The sequence below is a fragment of the Pseudothermotoga sp. U03pept genome, assembly GCF_051235805.1.
GTDB lineage: Bacteria > Thermotogota > Thermotogae > Thermotogales > DSM-5069 > Pseudothermotoga_B.
This window is the reverse complement of sequence record NZ_JBPNXV010000001.1, coordinates 1,659,793-1,680,941: the sequence shown is the minus strand read 5'-3', so window position 1 is coordinate 1,680,941 and position 21,149 is coordinate 1,659,793. Positions and strand designations below refer to the sequence as shown.

The window sequence follows — 21,149 nt, the reverse complement described above, 5'->3', positions numbered from 1 at the left end:
GTCACCTCCAATTAACGAACGTTGGCAATCTGGCCAGCTTCGATCTGTATTTGGAATTCCTTACCTCCCACTTGCACGGTATAGGTTCCTGGTTTCATTGAATAGAATAACACAGGAGTTAATCCAATGAACTGACCATTAACATAGCATCTGGATACAGCTTCACTGAATATGTTGAGATAGCCATATTCTTCAGATGGCTTGACCAGTGCCAGCACACCTTCTTTGAATTCCAAGGTTCTTTTTAGCGAAGACTGAGAGTGTATTTCAATCGAATGGAATCCTTTCTGCAGATAAGTAATCGCAGGTGGATAAAAGGTAAGACCCTCCACAATGTACTTGACATCTTCCACCTTTGGCATTATGAGTGTTGCAACGTTGAAGTTCACCCTTACTGTATCTGTTTGAGCTAGATCGACTATCCCAGCCCAAGATCGCTCACCAAGCTTTGCTTCGACCCAGTGAAGATCTCCCGAAACTCTGATCTTACCTGAGCCTCTGCCAACAGACAAGCCATCAACACAGACTATGGCATCTTCCGGAGCTTCTATGGTCAAGGTTTTCACGGCTGGCTGTAACGAAAGATTCAGTTCATTCAGACCTTGTTTTGGAGTGAATTCGATCGACTGCTCTTCAAATCCCTCGGCGCTGATTTTCATGTGAAGTTTTTGCAGTGGAAGATTGGTAAAAATGGCAGGTTGAATCTTTCTTTGGTTCTCGTATTCAACAACAGCGTGGTTCGGTACTACGTTAACCTTGATAGTTGCACACGGTATGAGAATGAAGCTGAATAATTGATTTTGATCATTGGTCACATGTATTTCTTCAGTCAATTCAAAAAAGTTCTCTGCACTTAGCCTCAGGGTGTACCTTCCGGGTTTTAGTTCCGTCTGAACAGGAGTTTGACCGACCTTCTGGTTGTTCAGCCAGACCGTCGAAACTGGCTCAGAGTTTATCGTGATCTTAGGTGTTGTACTGAGCTGGTAGATAAGCTGTGTTTTCTCAAAAGGCAGGGCTTTTATGATCTCTGTCACTTTGCAGTATCCATCTCTTTCCAAGGTCAAAGTCTTCTCTCCTGGTTCTAAGACTGTTTCAAGAGGGGTCTTGCCGTAGAAAACACCGTTTATGAAAACGCTCGCCCCTGTTGGTTGTGTATCTATTGCAATTGTAGCTGCAGGTACCATCTGTACATGATAGGTCATCGACGCATCATTCAGCAAAACTTCCTTTGACAGATATCCTGGTTTTGAGAAAACCACGGTGGCTGGCAAGGTTGTTTCAAAAGAACCAAACCCGGTTCTGTCTGTGATCGTCAAAACCGTTTGCTGATATCTAATTTCAACATAACCTGGACTTGTCACCACGTTGATAGCACAGCACGTTAAGCCAAAAAGCAAGAAAACAACTACAAGCTTCTGCACTTTTCGATCTCCTCTTTAAACTTTTGGAGGATCTTGAGAAGCTCAAGTGAATTTGCCTCTCCCATTTTCTCTATAACCTTTCCTATGAACTCAACTCTTTTTTCTATAACGCTTTTCACGACAGTCTTTCCCACTTCTGTCACAGAGATCATGTAAACGCGTTTGTCCTTGCCGCGGACTCTGGAAAGATAACCTGTGTTTTCAAGTCTTTGAACGATGCCACTTAAAGTACTCTTGGCGATTCCAAGGCTCGTACTGAGTTCAGTCATTTTCATTGGTCCTTTGAAGTACAATCTCTGCAAGAGATCGAATTGGGCTGCGGTAATGGGATAATCTTTTAGAACCAGTCTACCCTCAACTTTCACTATGAAGCAGATATCTCTGAGGATCTTTTCGAGTTCGCGCTTCAACCTTCCTCCCCCTTTCTCAAGTTTATTGCTAAGGTCAACTCTCCTTTCGTCTCTTTGAAAGATTCTACAGCACAACTTGTCTTTCCTCTGAACAGCTGTTGAAAGACTTTTGTCAATTCTCTGCCGATAAAGATTTCTCTATCGCCCAAGATGTCAAGCGCTTCTTGCAAAGTTTCTCCTACTCGCATTGCTGATTCAAAGAAGATAAAAACCACATCGTTGTCTTTGAGCTCTCTGAAAAGTCTCCTTCTTTTCTTTCCGCGTGGCAGAAAACCGACGAAAAGCACCTTTGAGCAGTCAAATCCACAGAGCGCTACAGCACTCGTCAAAGCACTTGGACCAGGTACTATGTCCAGTTGAATGTTCTTTTTCCAGCAGGCATCGATCAGTATTCCTCCAGGGTCTGCAACAGCCGGCATCCCCGAATCTGTTACAAGGCAGAGGTGTTTGCCTTGCGATAGAAGGTTCAACAACTTCGGCAGCGATTTCTCTTGATTGTGCACACCATATGAGATGATCTGCCTTGGTTGGATGTGAAAGAATTTCAAGAGCTTCATAGTTCTTCGTGTATCTTCTGCGACTATCACATCTGCCTCTCTGAGTGTCTTAATCGCCCTTATTGTGATGTCCATCATGTTGCCAATAGGTGTGCCGACAACTGTCAATTTCCCTGCCAAATGAAGTCATCCTCTCTTTCAAAGGCAGCCTTCATGAGAGTTTTGTCTACTGACAATGGTTCACTCTTGCCAAAGAGTTTTTCAAACTCTTCTATTAGTCTATCAGCAAGCGCTTCAACGGAAACTTGGTGAAACTCGAACAAGCCAGCCATCTTTCCTCTGAGATTTTTGATGTCTAGATTCAAACAGTTTGCATATTCTTCTACATGTTGTTTCAAAACGATTGAACCGTGTTGGAGAACTGCTCTTTCATTTCTCATCTGAGCGCTACCAACCACTTTTTTGCCATCTACCGTTATTTCATAAGAAGATGGTGCATCAAAACAAGCGGCGGTATTGGATACCGATCTTTTGGTCGGTTGGATTTCTGCATCGTAACCAAAGTGACAAAGAGTGTTCTTGATGCACTCACTTATCATTAGATACGTTTTCAAAACACCTTCTTTTGCGTGAGGATCATCGATGGGTATAGCGACACTGTAAGTCAGCTCATCCCAGTGTAAAACAGCTCTGCCTCCAGTGGGTCTTACAACACAGTCTATGACCTTTTCTTTCATGAATTCGGTGTTCAAGCTCACAGAACGCTGGTGTTTTCCTAAAGACAATGTTGGACGAGCCCATGTGTAAAACCTCAGAATAGGTTCTTTACAGATCTGCGAGAGTACAAAATCTAGTGCCATATTTAACTTACCAGGGAAGTTCCAAGTTCTCAGTATCTTCACTTCTATCGCCTCACAGAGGTTTTTTCAAGATAGCTCCTGCTTTTCTGGGAAAGATCTCTGGCGTCTTTTCTACCTTGTTCAGCACGAGCAGTGTCCTTTTTTCGCCTGTTTTCAATGAATATTCAACCACATCCTGTAGCTCTGCACCGAGAATCTGCATTGCATTTTTCGAGAGCGCATATTCCTCTTTCCAATTTGGTCCTTTGTACAAGAGCAATCTTCCACCTACCTTGCAAAACGGCATACAGAGTTCCAAAAGAATTCTCATGGGTGCGACTGCTCGTGCAGTAACTACATCAAAACTTTCTTTCAACTGTCTTGGCAAATCTTCTGCTCTTGAGCAAATGACTTTTGCGTTGTCAATCTGAAGTTTTTCCACGATCTCTTGTAACCACAGTGCTTTTTTTCTTATAGATTCTACCAGTGTAACACTCACAGAAAACACTATCGCAAAAACAACACCGGGTACGCCACCGCCAGTTCCGATATCAAGGATCTCACCTTGCAGAGATTGAACCGGTATCAAGACATCGGCTATGTGTTTGTGCAAGGCTTCATGATACTTTTTAACCGATGTTAAGTTCATCGGTGCCGTTATGAGATACTCGAGGTATCTGTGGAGCTTTTCAGTTTTCCTTTCTTCGAGTCTTATGGCATATTCGTTCAGGATCTGGTCGATCTCTTTCATACGAAAAAGCTCTTTGTCAACTGGGCTTTGCCCATGTCGTAGGTTTGTCCAAGAGCCAAGACTAAGGCAAGTTCAACTGGTAAACCTGCTTTGACGATCTTTTCACATGTGGTCTTGAGTTCGTATCGTACTCTGACAAATTCGTAAGACAGAACACCTTTTTCAACTTTTATCAGTAGGTAACAAGCCTTAGGGTCGCCATCCTTCGGCCTGCCAACACTTCCCGCGTTGAAGATCATCTTGCCTTTCACATACTTTGCCATTGGTAGATGCGTATGCCCATTGATTATCACATCTGCGTTGACGTTTCTGATGATCTCTTCTAACCTATCTTCCTTTGTTTGTGGGGTTATATACTCGTTCAATTCATTCAACGGACTCCCATGGACCAGCAGGAATTTGAGACCTTCGAATTCTAGTTCCATTCTATGTTTGAGAGAACGAAGATATTCTTTGATCTCTTCTGACGTGTTCTTGATCGTCCAGTCCAGTACGATGTTACCGATCTCTGTTTCTCTACCAGGTCGGTAATCACAACCACAGCTGGATTTTGAATAACCAACACCGTCATCGTAGTTTCCCGCTATTGTTGGTATCTCTAACAGCCTTCTCACTACTTTTTCTGGATCTGCGCCATAGCCCACTAAATCTCCCAAACAGTATACTCTGTCAACATGGCGAGCCTTTATATCACTCATAACTGCATCTAGTGCTTCAAGATTTGCATGTATGTCTGAGATGAAAGCCAGAAGCATCTTACATCGCCCTCCTGAAGAATATTCTACACGACTGTTCACAGCTGACAGAGCGCGAGAAAAACGGTGGCTCAGCCACATTCCTGATGGATATAGGTTAGATAAGGAAACTGAATCAGAAGAGACTTATCTGCTCTTTTTCAGGTAAGCCCTCGAGCTCGACCAAACGCTTGAAGGTTTCCAGATGGGATTTATTGAGTTTGGTGCGCCTGGAGATATCTTCAAGTGAGCTGAAAGGTTTTTCCGCTCTTGCCAAGATTATCGATTCTGCGACGCTGTCACCAAGATTTGGTAATTTGTTGAAGGGTATTCTGAGTTTGCCATTCTCTATCAAAAAGATCTTTGCGTCCGATTTGTTCACGTTCACCGGTAAGAAAGAGTAGCCCCTCAAAAACATCTCAAGCATCAATTCAAGGGTGGTTTCTCTTGCCTTTTCTCTCACATCTTTGTCGATGATCGTCGAAAGTTCTGCCAATTTTTTTCTCACGATCTCTGGTCCTTGGAGTGCAGCCTCGATGTCGAACTCATCACCTTTTAAAGTGAAATAAGCAGAGTAAAAAGCCAGTGGATGATGTACTTTAAAGTATGCTATCCTGAACGCCATGCTCACATATGCCGTTGCATGAGCCTTTGGGAAAAGATATTTGATTCTTTTACAAGATTCGATATACCACTCGGGGACATTGAGTTCTCTCAAGTTCTTTTCATCCTCATCGGAAATACCCTTGCCCTTCCTGACATTCTCCATGATCTTGAAAGCCTTTGATGCATTCATACCCTTTTTTATCAAATAATTCATTATGTCGTCGCGGCAGGCAATGACATCAGACAGAGTCGCTTTTCTTTGCCTTATCCATTCTTGAGCGTTGTTCAACCACACGTCGGTTCCATGAGACAGTCCTGAGATTCTCACAAGCTCTGCAAAGGTTTTGGGCTTTGTTTCGGTCAGCATACCCCGAACGAATTGCGTACCAAACTCTGGAATTCCAAAGGTGCCAACATCTGTGCCGATCTCTTCAGGTCTTATGCCGAGTGGTTCAAGGCTTGAGAAAATCTCCAAAGTTTCTTCATCGTCCATAGGAATCTTCATTGGGTCAATACCCGTTAAGTCCTTTAGAAGCTTTACAAAAGTTGGATCATCATGACCGAGTGCATCTATCTTGACAAGATCATCGTGAATGGACTCGTAGTCAAAGTGGGTCGTTAGAACCAACGCCTCTCTTGTGTTAGCAGGGTACTGTATTGGTGTGAAGTCATAAACCTCGTACTCTTTTGGGATTATCATCAGACCACCTGGATGCTGGCCAGTAGTTCTCTTGACACCTGTTATTGCATTTGCAAGTCGCTCGCTTTCCGCTTTTCTCACCTTTCTGGCAGATTTTTCTTCGTAAGCCCTCACAAAGCCATAGGCAGTCCTTGAAGCTATCGTGTTTATCGTTCCAGCACGATATACGTGTTCTTTACCAAACAGTGTTTCTATGAACCTGTGTGCCTCGTCTTGATAATCACCTGAGAAATTCAAATCAATGTCAGGGACCTTATCTCCCTCGAAGCCCATGAAGGTTTCAAAGGGTATGTCCTGCCCATTTCTGTTGAGTGGCTCTCCACAACTTGGGCAGTCCTTGAAAGGTAGATCATACCCTGAGCCATAACCGTTGTTCTGCACAAATTCTATGTAGTGGCATTTTGCACAGTAGTAGTGTGGTGGTAGTGGATTGACCTCCGTGATGCCCATCAGGAAGGCGACGAAGGAAGATCCTACAGATCCTCGAGAACCTACAACGTAACCATCACTCAAGGATTTGTCGACCATCTTCTTGGCGATGAGATAGAGAACTGCATATCCATGGTTGATTATCGCATCAAGCTCTTTCTGCAGTCTCTTTTCGACGATCTCTGGTAATGGGAAACCGTATAACTCAAGTGCCCTTTGTGTTGCGATCGATCTTACTTGGTCCTCTGCACCTTCTATCTTTGGAGTGTGAAGTTTTTTCTCTAACGGTACAACCCCTTCTATGCCAGAGGCTATTCTATTGGGATATTCCACAACAACCTTGAATGCTTTTTCATCGTCTTGGAAGATTTCTCGTGCTGCTTGAAGCATCTCCTCTGTTGTTCTCAAGTACGCTGCTGGTTGTTCTGGTATGTAGTCTTGTTGAGGAGCCTGAAGAACTGCCCTTATTTTCTCGTCTTCTGGATCGAGGAAATGTACGTCGCCTGTCATAACAACTGGAATGTTTATCCTTTCACAAAGTTGATAGAGTTTCACATAGATCTCCTTGAGTTTTTGTCGGCTCAAACCAAGGTCGTTGTTGATCGGTAGAAGATCAAGAGGCATGATCTCAACGAAATCGTAGAATGCCATTTTTTCTTCTATTTCACTTTCATTGGCACCACCGAGGATCTCTTGGATCAATTCACCACCAACACAACCGCTACCAATTAAAAGTCCATTTCTCAGTGACTGCAGATCACTCTTTGGAATTCGTGGAACGTTGTGGAAATACTTCACATGAGCGTTTGACACGAGTTTGTACAGGTTCTTCAGTCCGTCTTTGTTTTGGACGAGCAAAGTGGCATGAAAAGGCTTCGACTGTCTGAGGATTGAGTCTTTATGGAACGTCTCTATTTCCTTGAAGCTGTTGACATTCTTATCTGCGGCGATCTTTAACAACTCGAGGAAGATCTGCGCCGTGACCTTTGCATCTTCGAGAGCTCTGTGGTGTGAGAACGGACCAATCTTGAAGTGATTTGCGAGTTTTTCGAGGTTGTAATTTGCCAATCTCAAGAGTCTCTTTGCGAGTGCGAGTGTATCCACAACAGGCAACTTCCAACTGAGTTTCATTACTTTGTCGATCCAATGCCGGAGAAATCTGTAGTCGAAGTTCGCATTGTGTGCGACTAAGACGCTATCTCTGCAGAATTCGATGAACTTTGGCAGAACCTCTTCTATTGGGGGTTTGTCTCTTAACATCTCATCGGTTATCTTTGTGAACTGAACGGTGAAAACATTGAGTTTTTCTCTTGGTTTTACGAGGCTTTGGAAACTCTCAGTTATCTGTCCGTTTTCGATCGCTACAGCGCCTATTTCGATTATCTCTGAGAACATCGGGTGAAGCCCTGTGGTCTCGATGTCGAGAACAACAAACCTCTTTGTGTTCAAGTTGATATCATGATCGATGCCGAGTACTATTGGTTCTGAATCGTTTACAATATATGCTTCCAGACCAAATATGGCTTTAATACCCGTCTTCTTACAGGTTTCGTAGAAATATGGTATTCCTTGAACCACACCGTGATCGGTCAGCGCAATGGCTTTCCAGCCCCAAGATGCAGCCCTTTGAACATAATCTTCTATATCGAGAACGCTGTCTAAGTCACTGAGTTTCGAGTGAGCGTGCAACTCAACTCGCTTTTCTGTACAGTTATCAACACGAATCATAGGCTCCATCTTCTGGAATTTCTTGATGTGTAGGACAGGTTCTCCAGATTCATCATACCTCAGCGCACCTTCGAAGAGAGCCCAATCTTTTTCCTGGAAATTCTGAAGAACTTCATCGACTACGCTGTTGAACGCCAGACAAGTGAGTGAATCTTTCTTGTCGGTCAAGTACAGACTCAAAAACCTCTTCTTTCCTTCTCTCAGTTCCATCTTGAATATCTGACCTACGACTTTAGTGTTTTCAGAACTCTCCGGCAGATTAGATGGTGTACAGAAATGTTCCGTCTTTTTTGTTACTCTCTTGTGTTCTTGCTTCTTCACTTCAATCTTTGGTTCTTCCAAAACAATCTTTGGTTCCTCAACCTCTATTTGTATTTGCAAATCCTTACCGAGCAAATCGTTCACAACCCTTTTCACTTGCCCCATCTTGCTGTTGACTCTGTCTTTACCGAACTCGCCGGATACCTTTAGTACAACTTTGTCCTCCTGAACTGTTGCAGACTGAACATAAGGAAAGGCTCCGTTCAGCTCTTTTCTCAGCAATTCGATATCAATGTGATTTCTCAGTGAAGCGGTATGCTGAAAGGTTACGGAGACTTCGAAGAACTCCTCTAATGCAGTTTTAAGCTCCTTAGAGATCTCGATTGGTTTGTCTGTTGTCATCACCAAGGTGTTAGTAATGCAGTCGAAAGAAACCGATCGAACAACACAGTCACAAGAGATTTCAAAACCCATCTTACCGAGAATATCGCTGAGGTTTACGTTCAGATCTTCAAGGCTGACCCTTTTCATTCTTTGAACCTCCGTACGAAGTTCCTCGTAACTGCATGACAATAGGCGATTGCCAGAGCATCAGCAGCATCATCGGGTTTGGGAATCTCCGACAAGTTCAACAAGATCTTCATCCAGTTCTGGACCTCTCTCTTCGTAGCTCTGCCACTCCCAGTGACAGCCTTTTTCACTTCGTGTGGAGCGTATTCATGAATCTCTAAGCCCTTTTGAGCGGCAACGAGCAAGACAATTCCTCTTGCCTCTCCGACGGAGATCGCTGTCGTGACATTTCGAGAAAAAAACAACTTCTCCATGGCAATCTCCTCTGGACTGAATCGATCTACCAACTCGATGAGTTTTTCATATAGAAATTTCAGCCTCAGTGAAATCTTTTCCTCTTTCTTGGTCTGCAACGTTCCGTGACAAAGAGATTCAAAGATATTTCCACTTGCTCTCAGAACGGCGTAACCCAAGATGCCAAAGCCAGGATCTATGCCGAGAATTGTCAAAACCCACACCTCGATTTCTTTGGTAGGCAAACCACATTATAGACCCATATCGGTTGTTGTGTTGTTACTCAACCTTTAAAAATTCTGTGTAGATTCCAAATTCATGGAAAAAATGCTGAGCTTTCCTATTCTCATAACGGTATTGATCAAAAGATAAAACAGAGTTTTTGGACTTCTGCCAAACCAGATTGGTGTTGTGCACAAGATTGTGCAATGAGGATGCGGGCAGATGGTAAAATCATCGTGAATGTTTTCCACACAGTGCCTGATCTATGAATTTGCTCTTTGTGAACGTTGAATCTGTTGGAGGTGTAAGACTTGAAGGCTATCAAATTATCATCGGCCGAAAAGCTCGAGAGAATTACCGAAGGCTTACACGCCAGAAAGATTACGATCAGCGGTCCCTCGACTGGCAAAGCAGAAGCTCATGAATTTCAACACGATCTGTACCTTGCTATAGGTGGCAAAGCCACTGTACAGCTTGGTAAACTGACTGGACAGGTGGAAAAACTGTCCGAAGGCGAATTTCGAAGTAACGAGATGCAGATAGAACAAGAAGTAGTTCTACAGGTCGGTGAGCTGTTGCTGATACCAGCTGGTTTAGGTCACAGGGTCCTTGTCGATGAGTTCTATCAACAGTGGGTTCTAAAGATTGATGCTAAGGGTTGAGGACTAACCTTCGATAACTCGCCACATCTCTTCATCTTTCATAGAACTTGATAAAAGACCGGTGAAAACACGGTACTTTTTCGTGTTGGAAAATCTAATACTTCTGGAAAAAAGACGCAAAATATATTCGACTAAATCGGTGATATAATTCACACAGTACAGTTAATTGGAGGTGCTTGGTTGCAAACCTTTTGGGAACAAGAGTTCAAGTGTCCTGTTTGTTCGAAGAAATTCCATACTCTTCGTCTCTTCAGTAATGCAATCAAAATAAGGGATCGAGACAGTGATATGAAGCCAACCTATGATGGAGTAAATGCACTTTTGTTTCAACTGGTGACCTGCCCAGAATGTTTTTATACAACCTTCGAAGGTGATTTTGAAAATCCTGTACCTCCAGAAAAGCAAAAAATGGTTTCAGAGCTCTGTGAGAGATTGAAGAAAATGATCTCTGTTGATCTCTCAGAGAACAGAACGCTGAAAGATGGTGCGAGTCTGTTCACTGTGGCTGCAGCGATTTATGCGTTGCTTGGTAAGCACTTGAAAGCAGCAGAAGCCTATCTGAAACTTGCATGGCTTTTGAGGGATTTGAATAACTCTGAGGAAGAAAAGAAGGCTCTTTCGGGTGCATTAAAGCATTTCACAGAGAGCTACATGAACGAGGAACTTTCTGAGCAACAACAGATAATGGTTATTTTCTACCTTGGAGAGTTGAATGCACGGCTCTCGAATAAGAGTGAAGCAATCAAGTGGTTCTCGACCTTGATACAGAAGTTTAGCAGTTCGAACTCTGCGTATGTAAAACTTGCACGTAAAGAATGGCAGGAAATTTCAGCGAGGAAGTGAATTATGAAAAAACTGGTATTTCTGCCTTTGATTGTGATTCTTCTGTTTGCGTGCAATCCTTACAATCAGGACCTGATTAACCAGATCAACAGGCGATTGGATGATCTTGAGTACAGGTTATCGCAGATTGAAAGGAACACTATGAACAACCAAAGAGATCTCCAAAACCTGCAGAAAGAGATCTCGAAGATAAACAGTGATGTTGCTGCTGCCAAGCAAGCGATAAACGAACAGAAGAGTATGCCGGTGGTATCGCAGGACGACTTGAAAAACATCTTGGCAAGAATTACTTCACTTGAAATGAGATACAGCCAACTTTCAGCCGCTTTGAACGTCTCAGACATAAGAGAACTCATATACAGATTAGGCGATGTTGAAGTCTCTCAAAAACAACAACAGATGGCATACGAGAGATTTGTTCAACAAACCACACAGCTTCTTGAACAGGTTGATGCCAAACAAATAATCTCAAGGTTGAACAGCCTTGAGAACTCCGTTTCATCGATTTCGAATCAGCTGTCGCAGGCTGTGGAACTCACAACGAGAATAAGGTCTATCGAAAACACCATAGAGAGATTGGCATCTCAAACACCTCAAACGCAATCTTTTGCGGATTTATCCTTTATAGAAACGGAGATTGGTCAGCTGAGATCTGCTTTGAAGGAAACGGAGAGTTCTCTCAGAAGAGATTTTCAAAGATTGCTGGAATCTCAACCAAGACCAGTAGCTGTTGGCTCTTCTGCAGAGTTACAGCAGTACGTTGCCAATACTACAGCATTGGTCAGACAACTTGCAACAGAGCTTGAAGCATTACGTGGTGTTGTACGTGAATATGACAGAGACAGGTTTTTGAAACTCGATCAAGGGTACATAACCTATATCGTCAAGAGCGGTGACACACTCTTAGGCATCTTGCAAGCTTATGGCTTGAAGCAGGACAAATTGAGACAGGTCATGGAATTGAATCAAATTCAAGATGCAAACAGATTGATCGTTGGTCAGAGAATAAAGATTCCCATTGAAGATACGAGTGCCTTGTTCAGATACCCACTGAGTGCCCCGTTGAACCCTCAGGAAGTTGTAGGAGTTTTCTCTGAACCTGCTGGTGGAGGAGTCAGAACAGGTGTAGATATCAAGGTGACTGAGGAAAGAAAGGTTCGTTCAATTCTTCCTGGAAGAGTTACGAGTATCATTCAAGATCAATATGGCTATCACGTCAGAGTAGACCACGGGAATGGAATACTGGCAGTCTATGGGAATCTCAGCCTTATCGAGGTTTCTCAGGGTCAGTGGTTGATGGCAGGGCAGAGTATTGGAACGGTGGAAACTGTTTTTCATTTCGAAATCTGGATAGATGGAGAGCCAAGAGACCCGTTGAGAATCCTCTTGAAGTATGCCGGGAAATTCGAGGCGACGTATTATTCAGAATGGGAAGACGGCAAGTTGCCTGAGCATCCAACCTTTCGGGTAACAGCAACTGGAACGACTCCGAAAGATTGGTGGACGATTGCAGCAGATCCATCGGTTATTCCTCTTGGAAGCATCGTTTATATTCCACAGTTTTCAAATAAACCGAATTATGGCTTCTTCAAAGTTGAAGATACCGGATTAGCCATCAAGAACGATAAGATAGATATTTACACGAGTAGCTTGAAAGAGGCTCTTGTGAACATGAGATCTTATGTAGATGTTTACGTTGTTGCGTCTCAGATCAGATGAAATGGAGGTAGAAGGCATTGGGAATAACGATCAAGAGTGAGTATGCCTTTAAGATTCTTTTAGAGATTGTCGGTTGTGAGAATGTTGAACCACTCTCATTGGCAAGAATACTCACCAAAGTCAAAGTACCTAAGGAGTTTGCAGAAAAGATCATGGTCGAACTCAAAGGTGCCGGAATAATAGAATCAACTCGTGGAAGGAAAGGCGGTTATCGTTTGACTCGACCGGCGGAGAGTATAACTGCTCTTGATGTTGTTAAAGCCGTCGATGAACCAGATAGAATCATAAAATGCACCTTAGATGAAAACTGTTGTGAAGATCCTTCAACGTGTGTTATCCGCAAGATGATCTGGGAAAAACTCAGGGAATCTTTGCAGAAAACACTTGAATCTGTGACGCTCAGAGATATGATAGAAAACTGCCAGAAAGGGTTAAGATCATGAGAAGTATTGTACAAAACATAGCCGATGATTTCTTTGAACTGCTCAGATATGACAAAAAGGATTGGTATTCATACTGGAAAGTCTATCGAGAGAAGCACAAGCCTATTATTGAAAACTACGAAAAAGCATTGAATCTCTCAGAAGAGGAAATCAAAGCACTTCTCTTGCAATTTAGAAGACCAACGCTCGATGCTTTAATGCAATGCTGGCACGAAAAATCTCGAGATCAGAAACTCTGTTGTTCCAAACTCATCTCTCACAGGCATGAACTCTTTGAACTCAACAAAGAGGATTTTTCCATCGTTCTGACCGGTTTGCTTGGAGTCAAAGATTGGGCTGTGGTAGACGGCAATACCGAAAAGGTGATTCTGGTAGATTTGGTGGCACTGTACGAGAAGGGAATAATCGATAGAGTTTGTGAAGTTGCTTTTCAGTCCGTAAAGTCTTTCAGAGATGGGAAGATGTCTGGTAACTATATCTCGAAGCAAGACCTCTTTGAAGACCTCTTGAACCAGATAGAAGAGATATTGAAAGAAGCAGACCTCAACGAATCAATGAAGAGGATCTGTGGACTTTTGTATGGCAACGTTGCGTACTATGATTGGGTTGGTTTTTATCTGGTTGACGAAAACAAGAAAGACGAACTCATACTCGGACCATTCGTTGGAGAACCAACCGAACACGTTAGGATACCCTTCGGCAAAGGCATATGTGGGCAAGCTGCGGCAAGGGGCACAACTTTTATCGTGCAGGATGTTTCCAAAGAAACGAACTACCTTTCTTGTAGTCCGAAGGTCAAGTCTGAGATAGTTGTGCCGATAAAACTGGCTGGAGAGATCTACGGAGAACTAGACATAGACAGCCATATCTTAGAACCATTTGACGAAGAAGACAATCGATTTTTAAACGCCATATGTGAAAAAATATCTCGCAAGATGAGAGGTGATAAAGAGTGGAGTTAAACGACGTTGTTCGGAAAGCCGCAAGAACGCTTGAAACACCGTTTCTGCTTGTCGACTTGGACATCGTAGAGGAGAATTACAAGAAGCTTGCAAAAGCCATACCTGGATGCAAGATCTACTATGCTGTGAAGGCGAACAGTCATCCAAGAATAATCGAAAGATTGAGAGACCTTGGCAGCAACTTTGACGTGGCTTCAATAGGAGAGATAAGAAAGCTACTCGATCTGGGTGTCACGCCGGACAGGATGATCTTTGCAAATCCCATAAAGCGAGAGAAGGATATTGCTGCAGCTTACGATGTTGGCTTAGACCTCTTTGCTGCAGATTCTACTATGGAGCTTGAGAAGATAGCTGAAAATGCGCCTGGTTCTCAAATAGTGATACGTGTTGCCGTTGAAAACACACACAGTGATTGGCCCCTGTCGAGAAAGTTCGGTGTAGACATGTTGGTTGCAGTTGATCTGATTGCCTATGCACAGAAACTCAGGTTAGTACCGGTCGGTGTGAGTTTTCACGTCGGATCGCAAAACTACGATCCTCACAGCTGGTCCAATGCCATTGAAAGGGTTGCGAAGATTTTCTACTGGGCTGACAGGAATTTTGGCATAAACTTGAAGGTTCTCGATATCGGAGGCGGCATACCCGTGAAACACGTCAAACCAATACCAACCGTTGAGGAGATAGGCAATATAGTTCAACAGAGTGTTGGTGAATATCTCTATGGAGTGAAGGACCTTACGATCTTCGCTGAGCCAGGTAGATCGATGGTTGGTAATTCAGCAGTATTAGCCACCAAGGTGCTTTTGAGATGTCAAAGAGGTAGTGAGGAATGGGTCTACATCGATGCTGGTGTCTTTCACGGCTTGATGGAAACGATCGAGAATTTCAGATACGAACTTGTCGTTGATGGAAAGGAAACAGAACAAAAAATACCATTTGTTCTGGCTGGACCAACATGTGATAGCGTTGACAAAGTGTATGATGATGCGATGCTTCCTTACAATATTACACTCGATGATATAATCTATTTCATCAACACCGGTGCCTACACAGTTGAATATGGCACCAATTTCAACGGAATACCATCACCCAAGGTGTATTTCGTGCAAGATCTCAAGTAGTTGAAGCTGGAAGAATCTGCACTAAAACCGTTCTGACTCTGGGACCATCAAATTCACAGAAGAAAACCCTTTGCCAGGTACCCAGAGTCAGTTTCCCATTACTGATTGGTAATGCAAGCGAAGAACCAACTAAGGTTGCTTTTATGTGGGCGTCGGCATTCCCTTCAAGGTGTTTATAGTCTTGATTTCTCGGTATCAGATCAGAGAGTTTGTCGAGTAAATCAACGGCAACCGAGCTATCAGCTCCTTCGTTTATAGTGATAGCAGCAGTTGTATGTGGAACAAAGATTAGACAAATACCTTCTTTCACATTAGACTCATCGACTAGCCTTTGGACATCGTGTGAGATATCCAAAAGTTGTTCTCTCTGAGAAGATTTGACGGTGAAGTTTCTCATACCCTCACCTCATTCAAAGAGAACGTTGGTGATTATGACAATGTACCCATTGTGTTCCTCGAACTCTACCTTCACCCTGTCTTTCTGAACCTTGAATGTATCGCTCACCCAATCCACAATTCTCTCTTTTATCTTCTCTGAGTTTTCCTCGAATTCACTTTTCGGAATTATCTCGGTCACCGCAACGGGTCGTCTGCGTTCTAAGATGGTTTCCAATCTCTTATAAGCTGTTTCTCTACTCTTCTCGCGTCTTCTTCTTTTGAACAATCCAAAGAACCACACGGATCATCATCCCCTTTTCCTACCGAAGAGATTCTTGAAGAACGCAACGAACCCTTTCTCGGTCATCTGTGAAATGTCTTCATCTAATGGCAGTGTTTCTCCTTTGAGACGCCGAGCGATGTTTTCAAAGACTTTGGATACGCTCATATCACCGTTCAAGACAACAGGAAGCCCCTTGTTCGTAGCTATTATCACCTCTTCGGAATCAGGAACTACTCCAACGATCTCCAGTGCCAATGTAGACTCCACGTCTTGCTGAGTGAGCATTTCACCGGCTTTAACCATCTTGATTTTGAACCTGTTGAGTATTACTTTCATAGACTTGTCGTTGAAACCGAAGTTTTCGAGAAGACCTACGACTCTATCGGCATCGGAGATTGCTGGCAGTTCAGGTGTTGTGACTATCAGGGCAAGCTCAGCGGCGGCAACGGCGTTTCTGAAACCTCTCTCGATGCCAGCAGGTGAATCGACCAAGATGTAGTCGAAGACAGGATAGAGTGATTTTACAATTGTTTTCATATCTTCAGGAGACACCATCTCCTTGGTCGCAACTTGCGAGGCAGCAAGCAAATAGAGATTTCTCATCTGTTTATGTCTCACCAAAGCTTCTTGAGCGCTCACCTTTCCGTTAACCACATCCAATAGAGTGTACACAACTCTGTTTTCCAAGCCGAGAACGACATCGAGGTTCTTCAATCCGATATCGGCATCTATCAGGCAAACCTTTTCACCAAGCTTTGCCAACGTACAACCAAGGTTTGCAGTTATCGTAGTCTTACCCACACCACCCTTTCCAGATGTCACTACAATGACCTTTGCCACTCTTTCCACCACCTTCCGAGTGTTGCCAAAAACAGATCTTTTGACTAAATTTTACCACACAGAAAAGTTGCACCCGAAAACGATCTGAATCTTCTTTCAGTTATAGTCATCGAACTCTTCAAAGTCATCGTAATCTTCGAGATCTTCGTAGTCGTCTGCGTCGACAAGTTTTTCGATCTCACCGTCTTCTTCCTCTATATAGTAGTCGCTGTCAATGAGTTCTTTGAGCTCTTCCACACTTGCTTCGGTGAATTCATCTTTGTCAATCAGGAGTTCTTGGACTACATAAGGAACTCCATGCTTTTTCTCATAACCGATGGCGATCAACCGCACCTTTCCCTCATCGGTAAACTTCAATATTTCATAGTCACCGTATGGTTCAAGATGTTCAGAATTCTCAATCAACTCTCTTACGAAATCATCACCAAAGGTGTTTTCAAGATCACTGATCTCCCCACTCTGCAAAAGCTGTTTGAGCAATTTTCTCTCGTCTCTTGTCGTTACATACTTTTCCATCCAAGGTTGCATATGCTCACCTCCATTTAAGGCAAGTATTCCAGCTTACTCAATAGACTTCACACACCTTTATAACGGTTCAACATCGCAAGTAAATTAAACCACAAAAACTCATTTACTTCCACCTTCACTTTAATTAAGGTTTCAAAGAAAACAACAACGACAATTCTGATATGACATAATAACACCACAAAACATATGTTATAGTATTTTCTGAGACAACCACAAAGGAGTGTTTGTTGTGAGACTGTTCATATTTGACGTAGGCGGAGTTCTGTGTAACAACACCTCTGTTGTCCCTTTTATATGCGATTACCTCGGAATGTCCAAGCAGGAATTTCTGAAGTTTGCAAACCAATCAGGTTTAGAGGAAATCCAGACTGGCAAGATCACACCGCAAGAGTTTTGGCAGAGATTTTCTCTTTTAACTGGGAAGATCGTCACAGAGGATCTGTGGGCTAAGTTTTTCAATCCCACGTTGAACCTTGACACAGTCAAAATAGTGGAAGACTTGTCAGAAAATCACAGAGTAGTAGCTGGAACCAACACGATTGAGTCACATTACAATATACACGTAAGACGGGGGGATTATGAATTTTTTCAAGCAGTTTATGCCTCACATTTAATCGGTTTTATGAAACCAGATCAGAGGTTCTATTTGCATATTTTGGAAAAGGAAGGATTTCAACCATCACAAGCAGTTTTCATCGACGATACCAAGGAGAATGTAGAGGCTGCTTCAAGGCTGGGTATTGAGTCGATTCTTTTCATCAACGCAGAAGAACTATGGCAGAAGCTGGAAAATCTTCAGTTCCTGCCAATCAATAGAAAGGGGAGGTCTTCATGAAGCTGAGTTGGAAGATGCTCATGGTGGTATTGCTGCTGGCTGCAACCTTTGTGTTCCCAGCGAAGATCACGATCACCTGGTGGATCAATCCTTGGAGAATAGCACCTCCGGGTCATCCAGCTGACAAACCTCTGACAGGTGAGGAATTCCCCAAGTGGATCTCCGAAGAGTTTATGAAATTGCATCCAGATGTTGAGGTCAAGTATGTTCTTGTGACGAATCAAGAGTATTCACAAAAATTGGCAGCAGCGATAGCAACAAAGACACAACCAGATTTCTTCAAAGGACCTGTCTGGGACAGTCGTTGGGCAAAGAGCGGCTTGTTGGAACCTATCGATGACTATCTTTCCGCAGAAGATTGGGAAGATTTCTATGATCAGTGTCTGAAGGCTGGTTATATCAACGGTAAGCATTACATTTGGCCCTGGGTCTACGGAACGAATGGTATGGGCTCGACGATGCTCTTGTACACACCCGACTTTGAAAAGGCAGGCATAGACTGGCGAAAGATAGTGAACGAAGGCTGGACAATGGAGGAGTTCATCGAAGCTTGCAAGAAATTGACCTACGACAGCGATGGTGATGGACAGATTGATCACTATGCTATAGCACTTGGTGCAAAGGGAGACATGGTTCACAACGTTTTGAACTTCATCTATGCACACGGTGGTAGATTGACCAACGAAGATGAGTCTGAAGTGATCATCAACAGTCCTGAAGCGGTAGCAGGGCTTCAATTTGTTCTTGATCTCATAGAGAAGCACGGAGTTGCCCCAAAGGGTGCCGAAGCTCTTGATATCTACGGTGTCATAAGTCTCTTCCACACCCACAAAGCGAGTATAGGTTTTGGTGGTCCATACGAGATAGGCAGAATCACTCGATATGTCAAGGAAGGGCGTATCTCTGAAGCCTTCTACCCAGTTGTTGCACCGTTCCCACATCTTGCTGGGAAAGACCCAGTTGCCTACGCTCGTGGAAGTGGCTTTATAGTTTTCAAGCAGAGTGATCCGAAGAAAAGGGAAATGGTCTTTGAATTTCTCAGATTCATTACCAATCAGCAGAACATAGCTCTCTTGGAGACACTTCAATACCTCACCGCCAGAAAGTCAGTCAACGAACTTCTGTACAAAGACGATCCATACATGAACGAGCAAGTTAGGAGGTACGCACAGATCATGGACAAATACGGAATTGAATTCTTCGGAAGCGAAGAGTTCCCATGGTCTCAGATGAACGCACACTTTGTAGCTGCACTTGAAGCTACATTTGCAAAAACGAAAACACCTCAGAAGGCTTTGGATGATTTCGTTATAGAGGCAAACAAGATCCTCAAGAAGATCAAATGAAGATGGGACGACCACACGGTCGTCCCTTACATTCTTGCGTGAGGTGATACCGCTTGAGCTTGTTCAAGAGAATTTACAAGAACAGATATGGTTATTTCTTTTTGCTTCCTCACTTTGTCTTTTTCTTCATCTTTTTTCTCGTTCCGGTTGGAAGCGGAGTATATCTCAGCCTGTTCGATTACAATGTTTTCTCGAAGACATTTATTGGTTTGGGAAACTACAAGGAGATTTTCAGCGACTGGTTGTTCAAGAAAGCACTCATCAACACCTTTATCTACACCTTTGGGGTAGTTCCTCTATGGCTTGGCAAGGCGTTGCTTGTCACAGTTCTCATATATCCCTTTCGAAAACCGATTAAGACCTTTTTCAAGACGGTGTTCTATCTTCCCCATGTCACTTCTTCGGTCATTATTTCTCTGATATGGTTGTGGATCTTCAACCCAACCTTTGGTTTGCTGAATTATCTGATGAAATTGTTGGGACTCAGCCCAGTAATCTGGCTTGGGAACAAATTGACAGCGATGCCTTCTCTAATAGCAATGCAAGTGATCATGGGTGGGGGTTCTACAATTGTTTTACTCTCTGCCGCTATGGCTTCGATACCAGAGTACTATTTTGAATCGGCAAAGTTGGAAGGGGCGAATTCGTGGAAGATCTTCACGAAGATCACCATTCCGCTGCTCAAACCAACGATTCTGTATGCATTGGTAATGGGCATGATTGCCAATTTTCAGACCTTTTCAAATATCTACGTCATGACTCAAGGTGGTCCGGAGTTCTCAACGATAACGGTAGCATACCTTGTTTACACTACGGCATTCCGAGACTACAACCTCGGATTGGCATCGGCGATGTCAATGGTGATGTTTGTAATACTCGTTGGACTTGGTATCATTCAATTCAAATGGCTTGGCTCAAATGTTCAATACTGAGGTGATGAGATGAGTAAACTCAATCGAAAAAGATTCGTCAAGAACACAATTTCTCTGATCATCCTTTCGGTACTTGGCTTGATGGCTTTCATACCACTCTATTGGATGATCATAACTGCTTTGAAGCCACCGACTTTGGTTTTGAAGTTTCCTCCAGAAGTCTTTCCTAAGAATATCACCCTTATGAACTTCAAGCAGTTGTTCCAAAGACCGTATGTTCTGAGATGGACGATCAACAGCTCTGTCGTTGCCGGTTCTGTAACGGTTATCAGGATCATTCTGTGCGCGATGGCTGGTTATGCCATCGCAAAGAAAAAATTCCCAGGTGCTAAGATCTTTTTCTGGATATACATCGCTTCGATGATGATACCCAATCAAGTGACCTTGATTCCTCTGTACATAATCGTCTCCAATTTTAAAATGATAAACACCTATTGGGGACTGATCTTACCTGGCATAGCGGCACCATTCGGTGTGTTCTTGATGAGACAGTTCATGGTGACGCTTCCTGATGAGATCATTGAAGCCGCGAAAATAGATGGGGCTACAGAATTTCAAACCTTTTGGAAGATCATCTTTCCCATCTCGAAGCCTGCCATAGCCGTTCTTGGAATCTTCACTTTTGTAAACGAATGGAATGACTTTCTCTGGCCATTGATAGTTACCAACACAACGGCGATGAAGACGCTTCAGGCTGGCCTTGTGATGATCAGAGAGGAAATTCCCATGGAATATGCTCTGCACATGGCGAGTGCAACATATGCCGCTATTCCGATGCTGATAGTCTTCTTCGCCTTCCAAAGGTATTTCTTGCAGGGGATAACTGTTGGAGCAATAAAGTGATTTTGGAGCTTG

Annotated in this window: 22 protein-coding genes; 10 read left to right on the top strand and 12 right to left on the bottom strand. The window is 43.3% G+C overall.

All coding sequences use genetic code 11. The features are described from left to right. Positions 1-11: 11 nt before the first annotated feature. The 8 genes from ACSFC1_RS08250 to ruvC form a co-directional block, all read right to left on the bottom strand. On the bottom strand, positions 12-1,421 hold the full coding sequence (locus tag ACSFC1_RS08250) for a PEGA domain-containing protein (RefSeq protein ID WP_435565623.1): 1,410 nt from the start codon (positions 1,419-1,421) through the stop codon (positions 12-14). Next, a complete protein-coding gene (locus tag ACSFC1_RS08245; RefSeq protein WP_435565622.1) occupies positions 1,406-1,831 on the bottom strand; it encodes a MarR family winged helix-turn-helix transcriptional regulator in 426 nt (141 codons plus the stop codon). The genes ACSFC1_RS08250 and ACSFC1_RS08245 overlap by 16 nt, the downstream gene beginning before the upstream one ends. Further along, positions 1,828-2,466 carry a 16S rRNA (cytidine(1402)-2'-O)-methyltransferase gene (gene rsmI, locus ACSFC1_RS08240; RefSeq protein WP_435566017.1) on the bottom strand — a complete coding sequence of 213 codons (639 nt, stop codon included), beginning with the start codon at positions 2,464-2,466 and terminating at the stop codon, positions 1,828-1,830. Before rsmI ends, ACSFC1_RS08245 begins: the two co-directional genes overlap by 4 nt. 26 nt (positions 2,467-2,492) lie before the next feature. Beyond that, the gene (locus ACSFC1_RS08235) at positions 2,493-3,230 is read right to left on the bottom strand and encodes a lipoate--protein ligase family protein (RefSeq protein ID WP_435565621.1); all 738 of its coding nucleotides are present in this window, start codon (positions 3,228-3,230) and stop codon (positions 2,493-2,495) included. A gap of 10 nt (positions 3,231-3,240) precedes the next feature. Then, positions 3,241-3,918, bottom strand: a complete 678-nt coding sequence (gene rsmG / locus ACSFC1_RS08230) for a 16S rRNA (guanine(527)-N(7))-methyltransferase RsmG (protein WP_435565620.1) — start codon at positions 3,916-3,918, stop codon at positions 3,241-3,243. After that, positions 3,915-4,673, bottom strand: coding sequence for a metallophosphoesterase family protein (locus ACSFC1_RS08225; protein ID WP_435565619.1), 759 nt, complete (start codon positions 4,671-4,673; stop codon positions 3,915-3,917). Before ACSFC1_RS08225 ends, rsmG begins: the two co-directional genes overlap by 4 nt. Before the next feature lie 115 nt (positions 4,674-4,788). Then, positions 4,789-8,907, bottom strand: coding sequence for a PolC-type DNA polymerase III (locus ACSFC1_RS08220; protein WP_435565618.1), 4,119 nt, complete (start codon positions 8,905-8,907; stop codon positions 4,789-4,791). Further along, on the bottom strand, positions 8,904-9,395 hold the full coding sequence (gene ruvC / locus ACSFC1_RS08215) for a crossover junction endodeoxyribonuclease RuvC (RefSeq protein WP_435565617.1): 492 nt from the start codon (positions 9,393-9,395) through the stop codon (positions 8,904-8,906). Before ruvC ends, ACSFC1_RS08220 begins: the two co-directional genes overlap by 4 nt. Positions 9,396-9,713: 318 nt before the next feature. On the opposite strand from ruvC, the gene ACSFC1_RS08210 reads away from it, so the two are divergent. The 6 genes from ACSFC1_RS08210 to ACSFC1_RS08185 all read left to right on the top strand — a co-directional run bounded on the left by ACSFC1_RS08210 (position 9,714) and on the right by ACSFC1_RS08185 (position 15,152). Then, complete coding sequence (locus tag ACSFC1_RS08210; RefSeq protein WP_435565616.1) at positions 9,714-10,064, top strand: hypothetical protein; 351 nt, start codon at positions 9,714-9,716, stop codon at positions 10,062-10,064. A gap of 180 nt (positions 10,065-10,244) precedes the next feature. Beyond that, entirely contained in the window at positions 10,245-10,907 is a 663-nt protein-coding gene (locus ACSFC1_RS08205) for a DUF2225 domain-containing protein (protein ID WP_435565615.1), read from the top strand. Between the two features lie 3 nt (positions 10,908-10,910). Continuing rightward, positions 10,911-12,626, top strand: coding sequence for a peptidoglycan DD-metalloendopeptidase family protein (locus tag ACSFC1_RS08200; protein WP_435565614.1), 1,716 nt, complete (start codon positions 10,911-10,913; stop codon positions 12,624-12,626). Positions 12,627-12,643: 17 nt separating this feature from the next. Continuing rightward, positions 12,644-13,069, top strand: coding sequence for an RrF2 family transcriptional regulator (locus tag ACSFC1_RS08195; RefSeq protein WP_435565613.1), 426 nt, complete (start codon positions 12,644-12,646; stop codon positions 13,067-13,069). Beyond that, on the top strand, positions 13,066-14,031 hold the full coding sequence (locus tag ACSFC1_RS08190) for a GAF domain-containing protein (RefSeq protein WP_435565612.1): 966 nt from the start codon (positions 13,066-13,068) through the stop codon (positions 14,029-14,031). Before ACSFC1_RS08195 ends, ACSFC1_RS08190 begins: the two co-directional genes overlap by 4 nt. Then, positions 14,022-15,152: a type III PLP-dependent enzyme gene (locus ACSFC1_RS08185; RefSeq protein ID WP_435565611.1), complete on the top strand. Its 1,131-nt coding sequence runs from the start codon at positions 14,022-14,024 to the stop codon at positions 15,150-15,152. The genes ACSFC1_RS08190 and ACSFC1_RS08185 overlap by 10 nt, the downstream gene beginning before the upstream one ends. Here ACSFC1_RS08185 and ACSFC1_RS08180 read toward each other — a convergent pair. The 4 genes from ACSFC1_RS08180 to ACSFC1_RS08165 all read right to left on the bottom strand — a co-directional run bounded on the left by ACSFC1_RS08180 (position 15,145) and on the right by ACSFC1_RS08165 (position 17,181). Further along, positions 15,145-15,549 carry a secondary thiamine-phosphate synthase enzyme YjbQ gene (locus ACSFC1_RS08180; RefSeq protein WP_435565610.1) on the bottom strand — a complete coding sequence of 135 codons (405 nt, stop codon included), beginning with the start codon at positions 15,547-15,549 and terminating at the stop codon, positions 15,145-15,147. The two genes, ACSFC1_RS08185 and ACSFC1_RS08180, sit on opposite strands and share 8 nt — an antisense overlap. Before the next feature lie 9 nt (positions 15,550-15,558). After that, positions 15,559-15,831, bottom strand: coding sequence for a hypothetical protein (locus tag ACSFC1_RS08175; RefSeq protein ID WP_435565609.1), 273 nt, complete (start codon positions 15,829-15,831; stop codon positions 15,559-15,561). A 6-nt stretch (positions 15,832-15,837) separates the two neighbouring features. Beyond that, complete coding sequence (gene minD, locus ACSFC1_RS08170; protein WP_435565608.1) at positions 15,838-16,653, bottom strand: septum site-determining protein MinD; 816 nt, start codon at positions 16,651-16,653, stop codon at positions 15,838-15,840. Between the two features lie 96 nt (positions 16,654-16,749). After that, positions 16,750-17,181: a hypothetical protein gene (locus ACSFC1_RS08165; protein ID WP_435565607.1), complete on the bottom strand. Its 432-nt coding sequence runs from the start codon at positions 17,179-17,181 to the stop codon at positions 16,750-16,752. Between the two features lie 229 nt (positions 17,182-17,410). Here ACSFC1_RS08165 and ACSFC1_RS08160 point away from each other — a divergent pair, with 229 nt between their 5' ends. Genes ACSFC1_RS08160 through ACSFC1_RS08145 form a run of 4 tightly spaced genes read left to right on the top strand, consistent with a single transcriptional unit; the run spans position 17,411 to position 21,137 of the window. Continuing rightward, positions 17,411-18,016, top strand: a complete 606-nt coding sequence (locus tag ACSFC1_RS08160) for an HAD family hydrolase (RefSeq protein WP_435565606.1) — start codon at positions 17,411-17,413, stop codon at positions 18,014-18,016. Next, a complete protein-coding gene (locus ACSFC1_RS08155; RefSeq protein ID WP_435565605.1) occupies positions 18,013-19,362 on the top strand; it encodes an ABC transporter substrate-binding protein in 1,350 nt (449 codons plus the stop codon). Before ACSFC1_RS08160 ends, ACSFC1_RS08155 begins: the two co-directional genes overlap by 4 nt. Before the next feature lie 53 nt (positions 19,363-19,415). Then, positions 19,416-20,294: a carbohydrate ABC transporter permease gene (locus ACSFC1_RS08150; RefSeq protein WP_435565604.1), complete on the top strand. Its 879-nt coding sequence runs from the start codon at positions 19,416-19,418 to the stop codon at positions 20,292-20,294. Between the two features lie 9 nt (positions 20,295-20,303). Continuing rightward, a complete protein-coding gene (locus ACSFC1_RS08145; protein ID WP_435565603.1) occupies positions 20,304-21,137 on the top strand; it encodes a carbohydrate ABC transporter permease in 834 nt (277 codons plus the stop codon). The last annotated feature ends 12 nt before the right edge of the window (positions 21,138-21,149 follow it).

Excerpts from the sequence above, each read along its gene's own strand:
- ACSFC1_RS08190 (WP_435565612.1), top strand. The coding sequence starts at position 13,066 with ATGAGAAGTATTGTACAAAACATAGCCGATGATTTCTTTGAACTGCTC.
- ACSFC1_RS08200 (WP_435565614.1), top strand. The coding sequence starts at position 10,911 with ATGAAAAAACTGGTATTTCTGCCTTTGATTGTGATTCTTCTGTTTGCG.
- rsmG (WP_435565620.1), bottom strand. The coding sequence starts at position 3,918 with ATGAAAGAGATCGACCAGATCCTGAACGAATATGCCATAAGACTCGAA.
- ACSFC1_RS08180 (WP_435565610.1), bottom strand. The coding sequence starts at position 15,549 with ATGAGAAACTTCACCGTCAAATCTTCTCAGAGAGAACAACTTTTGGAT.
- ACSFC1_RS08165 (WP_435565607.1), bottom strand. The coding sequence starts at position 17,181 with ATGCAACCTTGGATGGAAAAGTATGTAACGACAAGAGACGAGAGAAAA.
- ACSFC1_RS08225 (WP_435565619.1), bottom strand. The coding sequence starts at position 4,673 with ATGCTTCTGGCTTTCATCTCAGACATACATGCAAATCTTGAAGCACTA.
- rsmI (WP_435566017.1), bottom strand. The coding sequence starts at position 2,466 with ATGATGGACATCACAATAAGGGCGATTAAGACACTCAGAGAGGCAGAT.
- ACSFC1_RS08145 (WP_435565603.1), top strand. The coding sequence starts at position 20,304 with ATGAGTAAACTCAATCGAAAAAGATTCGTCAAGAACACAATTTCTCTG.
- ACSFC1_RS08155 (WP_435565605.1), top strand. The coding sequence starts at position 18,013 with ATGAAGCTGAGTTGGAAGATGCTCATGGTGGTATTGCTGCTGGCTGCA.
- ACSFC1_RS08220 (WP_435565618.1), bottom strand. The coding sequence starts at position 8,907 with ATGAAAAGGGTCAGCCTTGAAGATCTGAACGTAAACCTCAGCGATATT.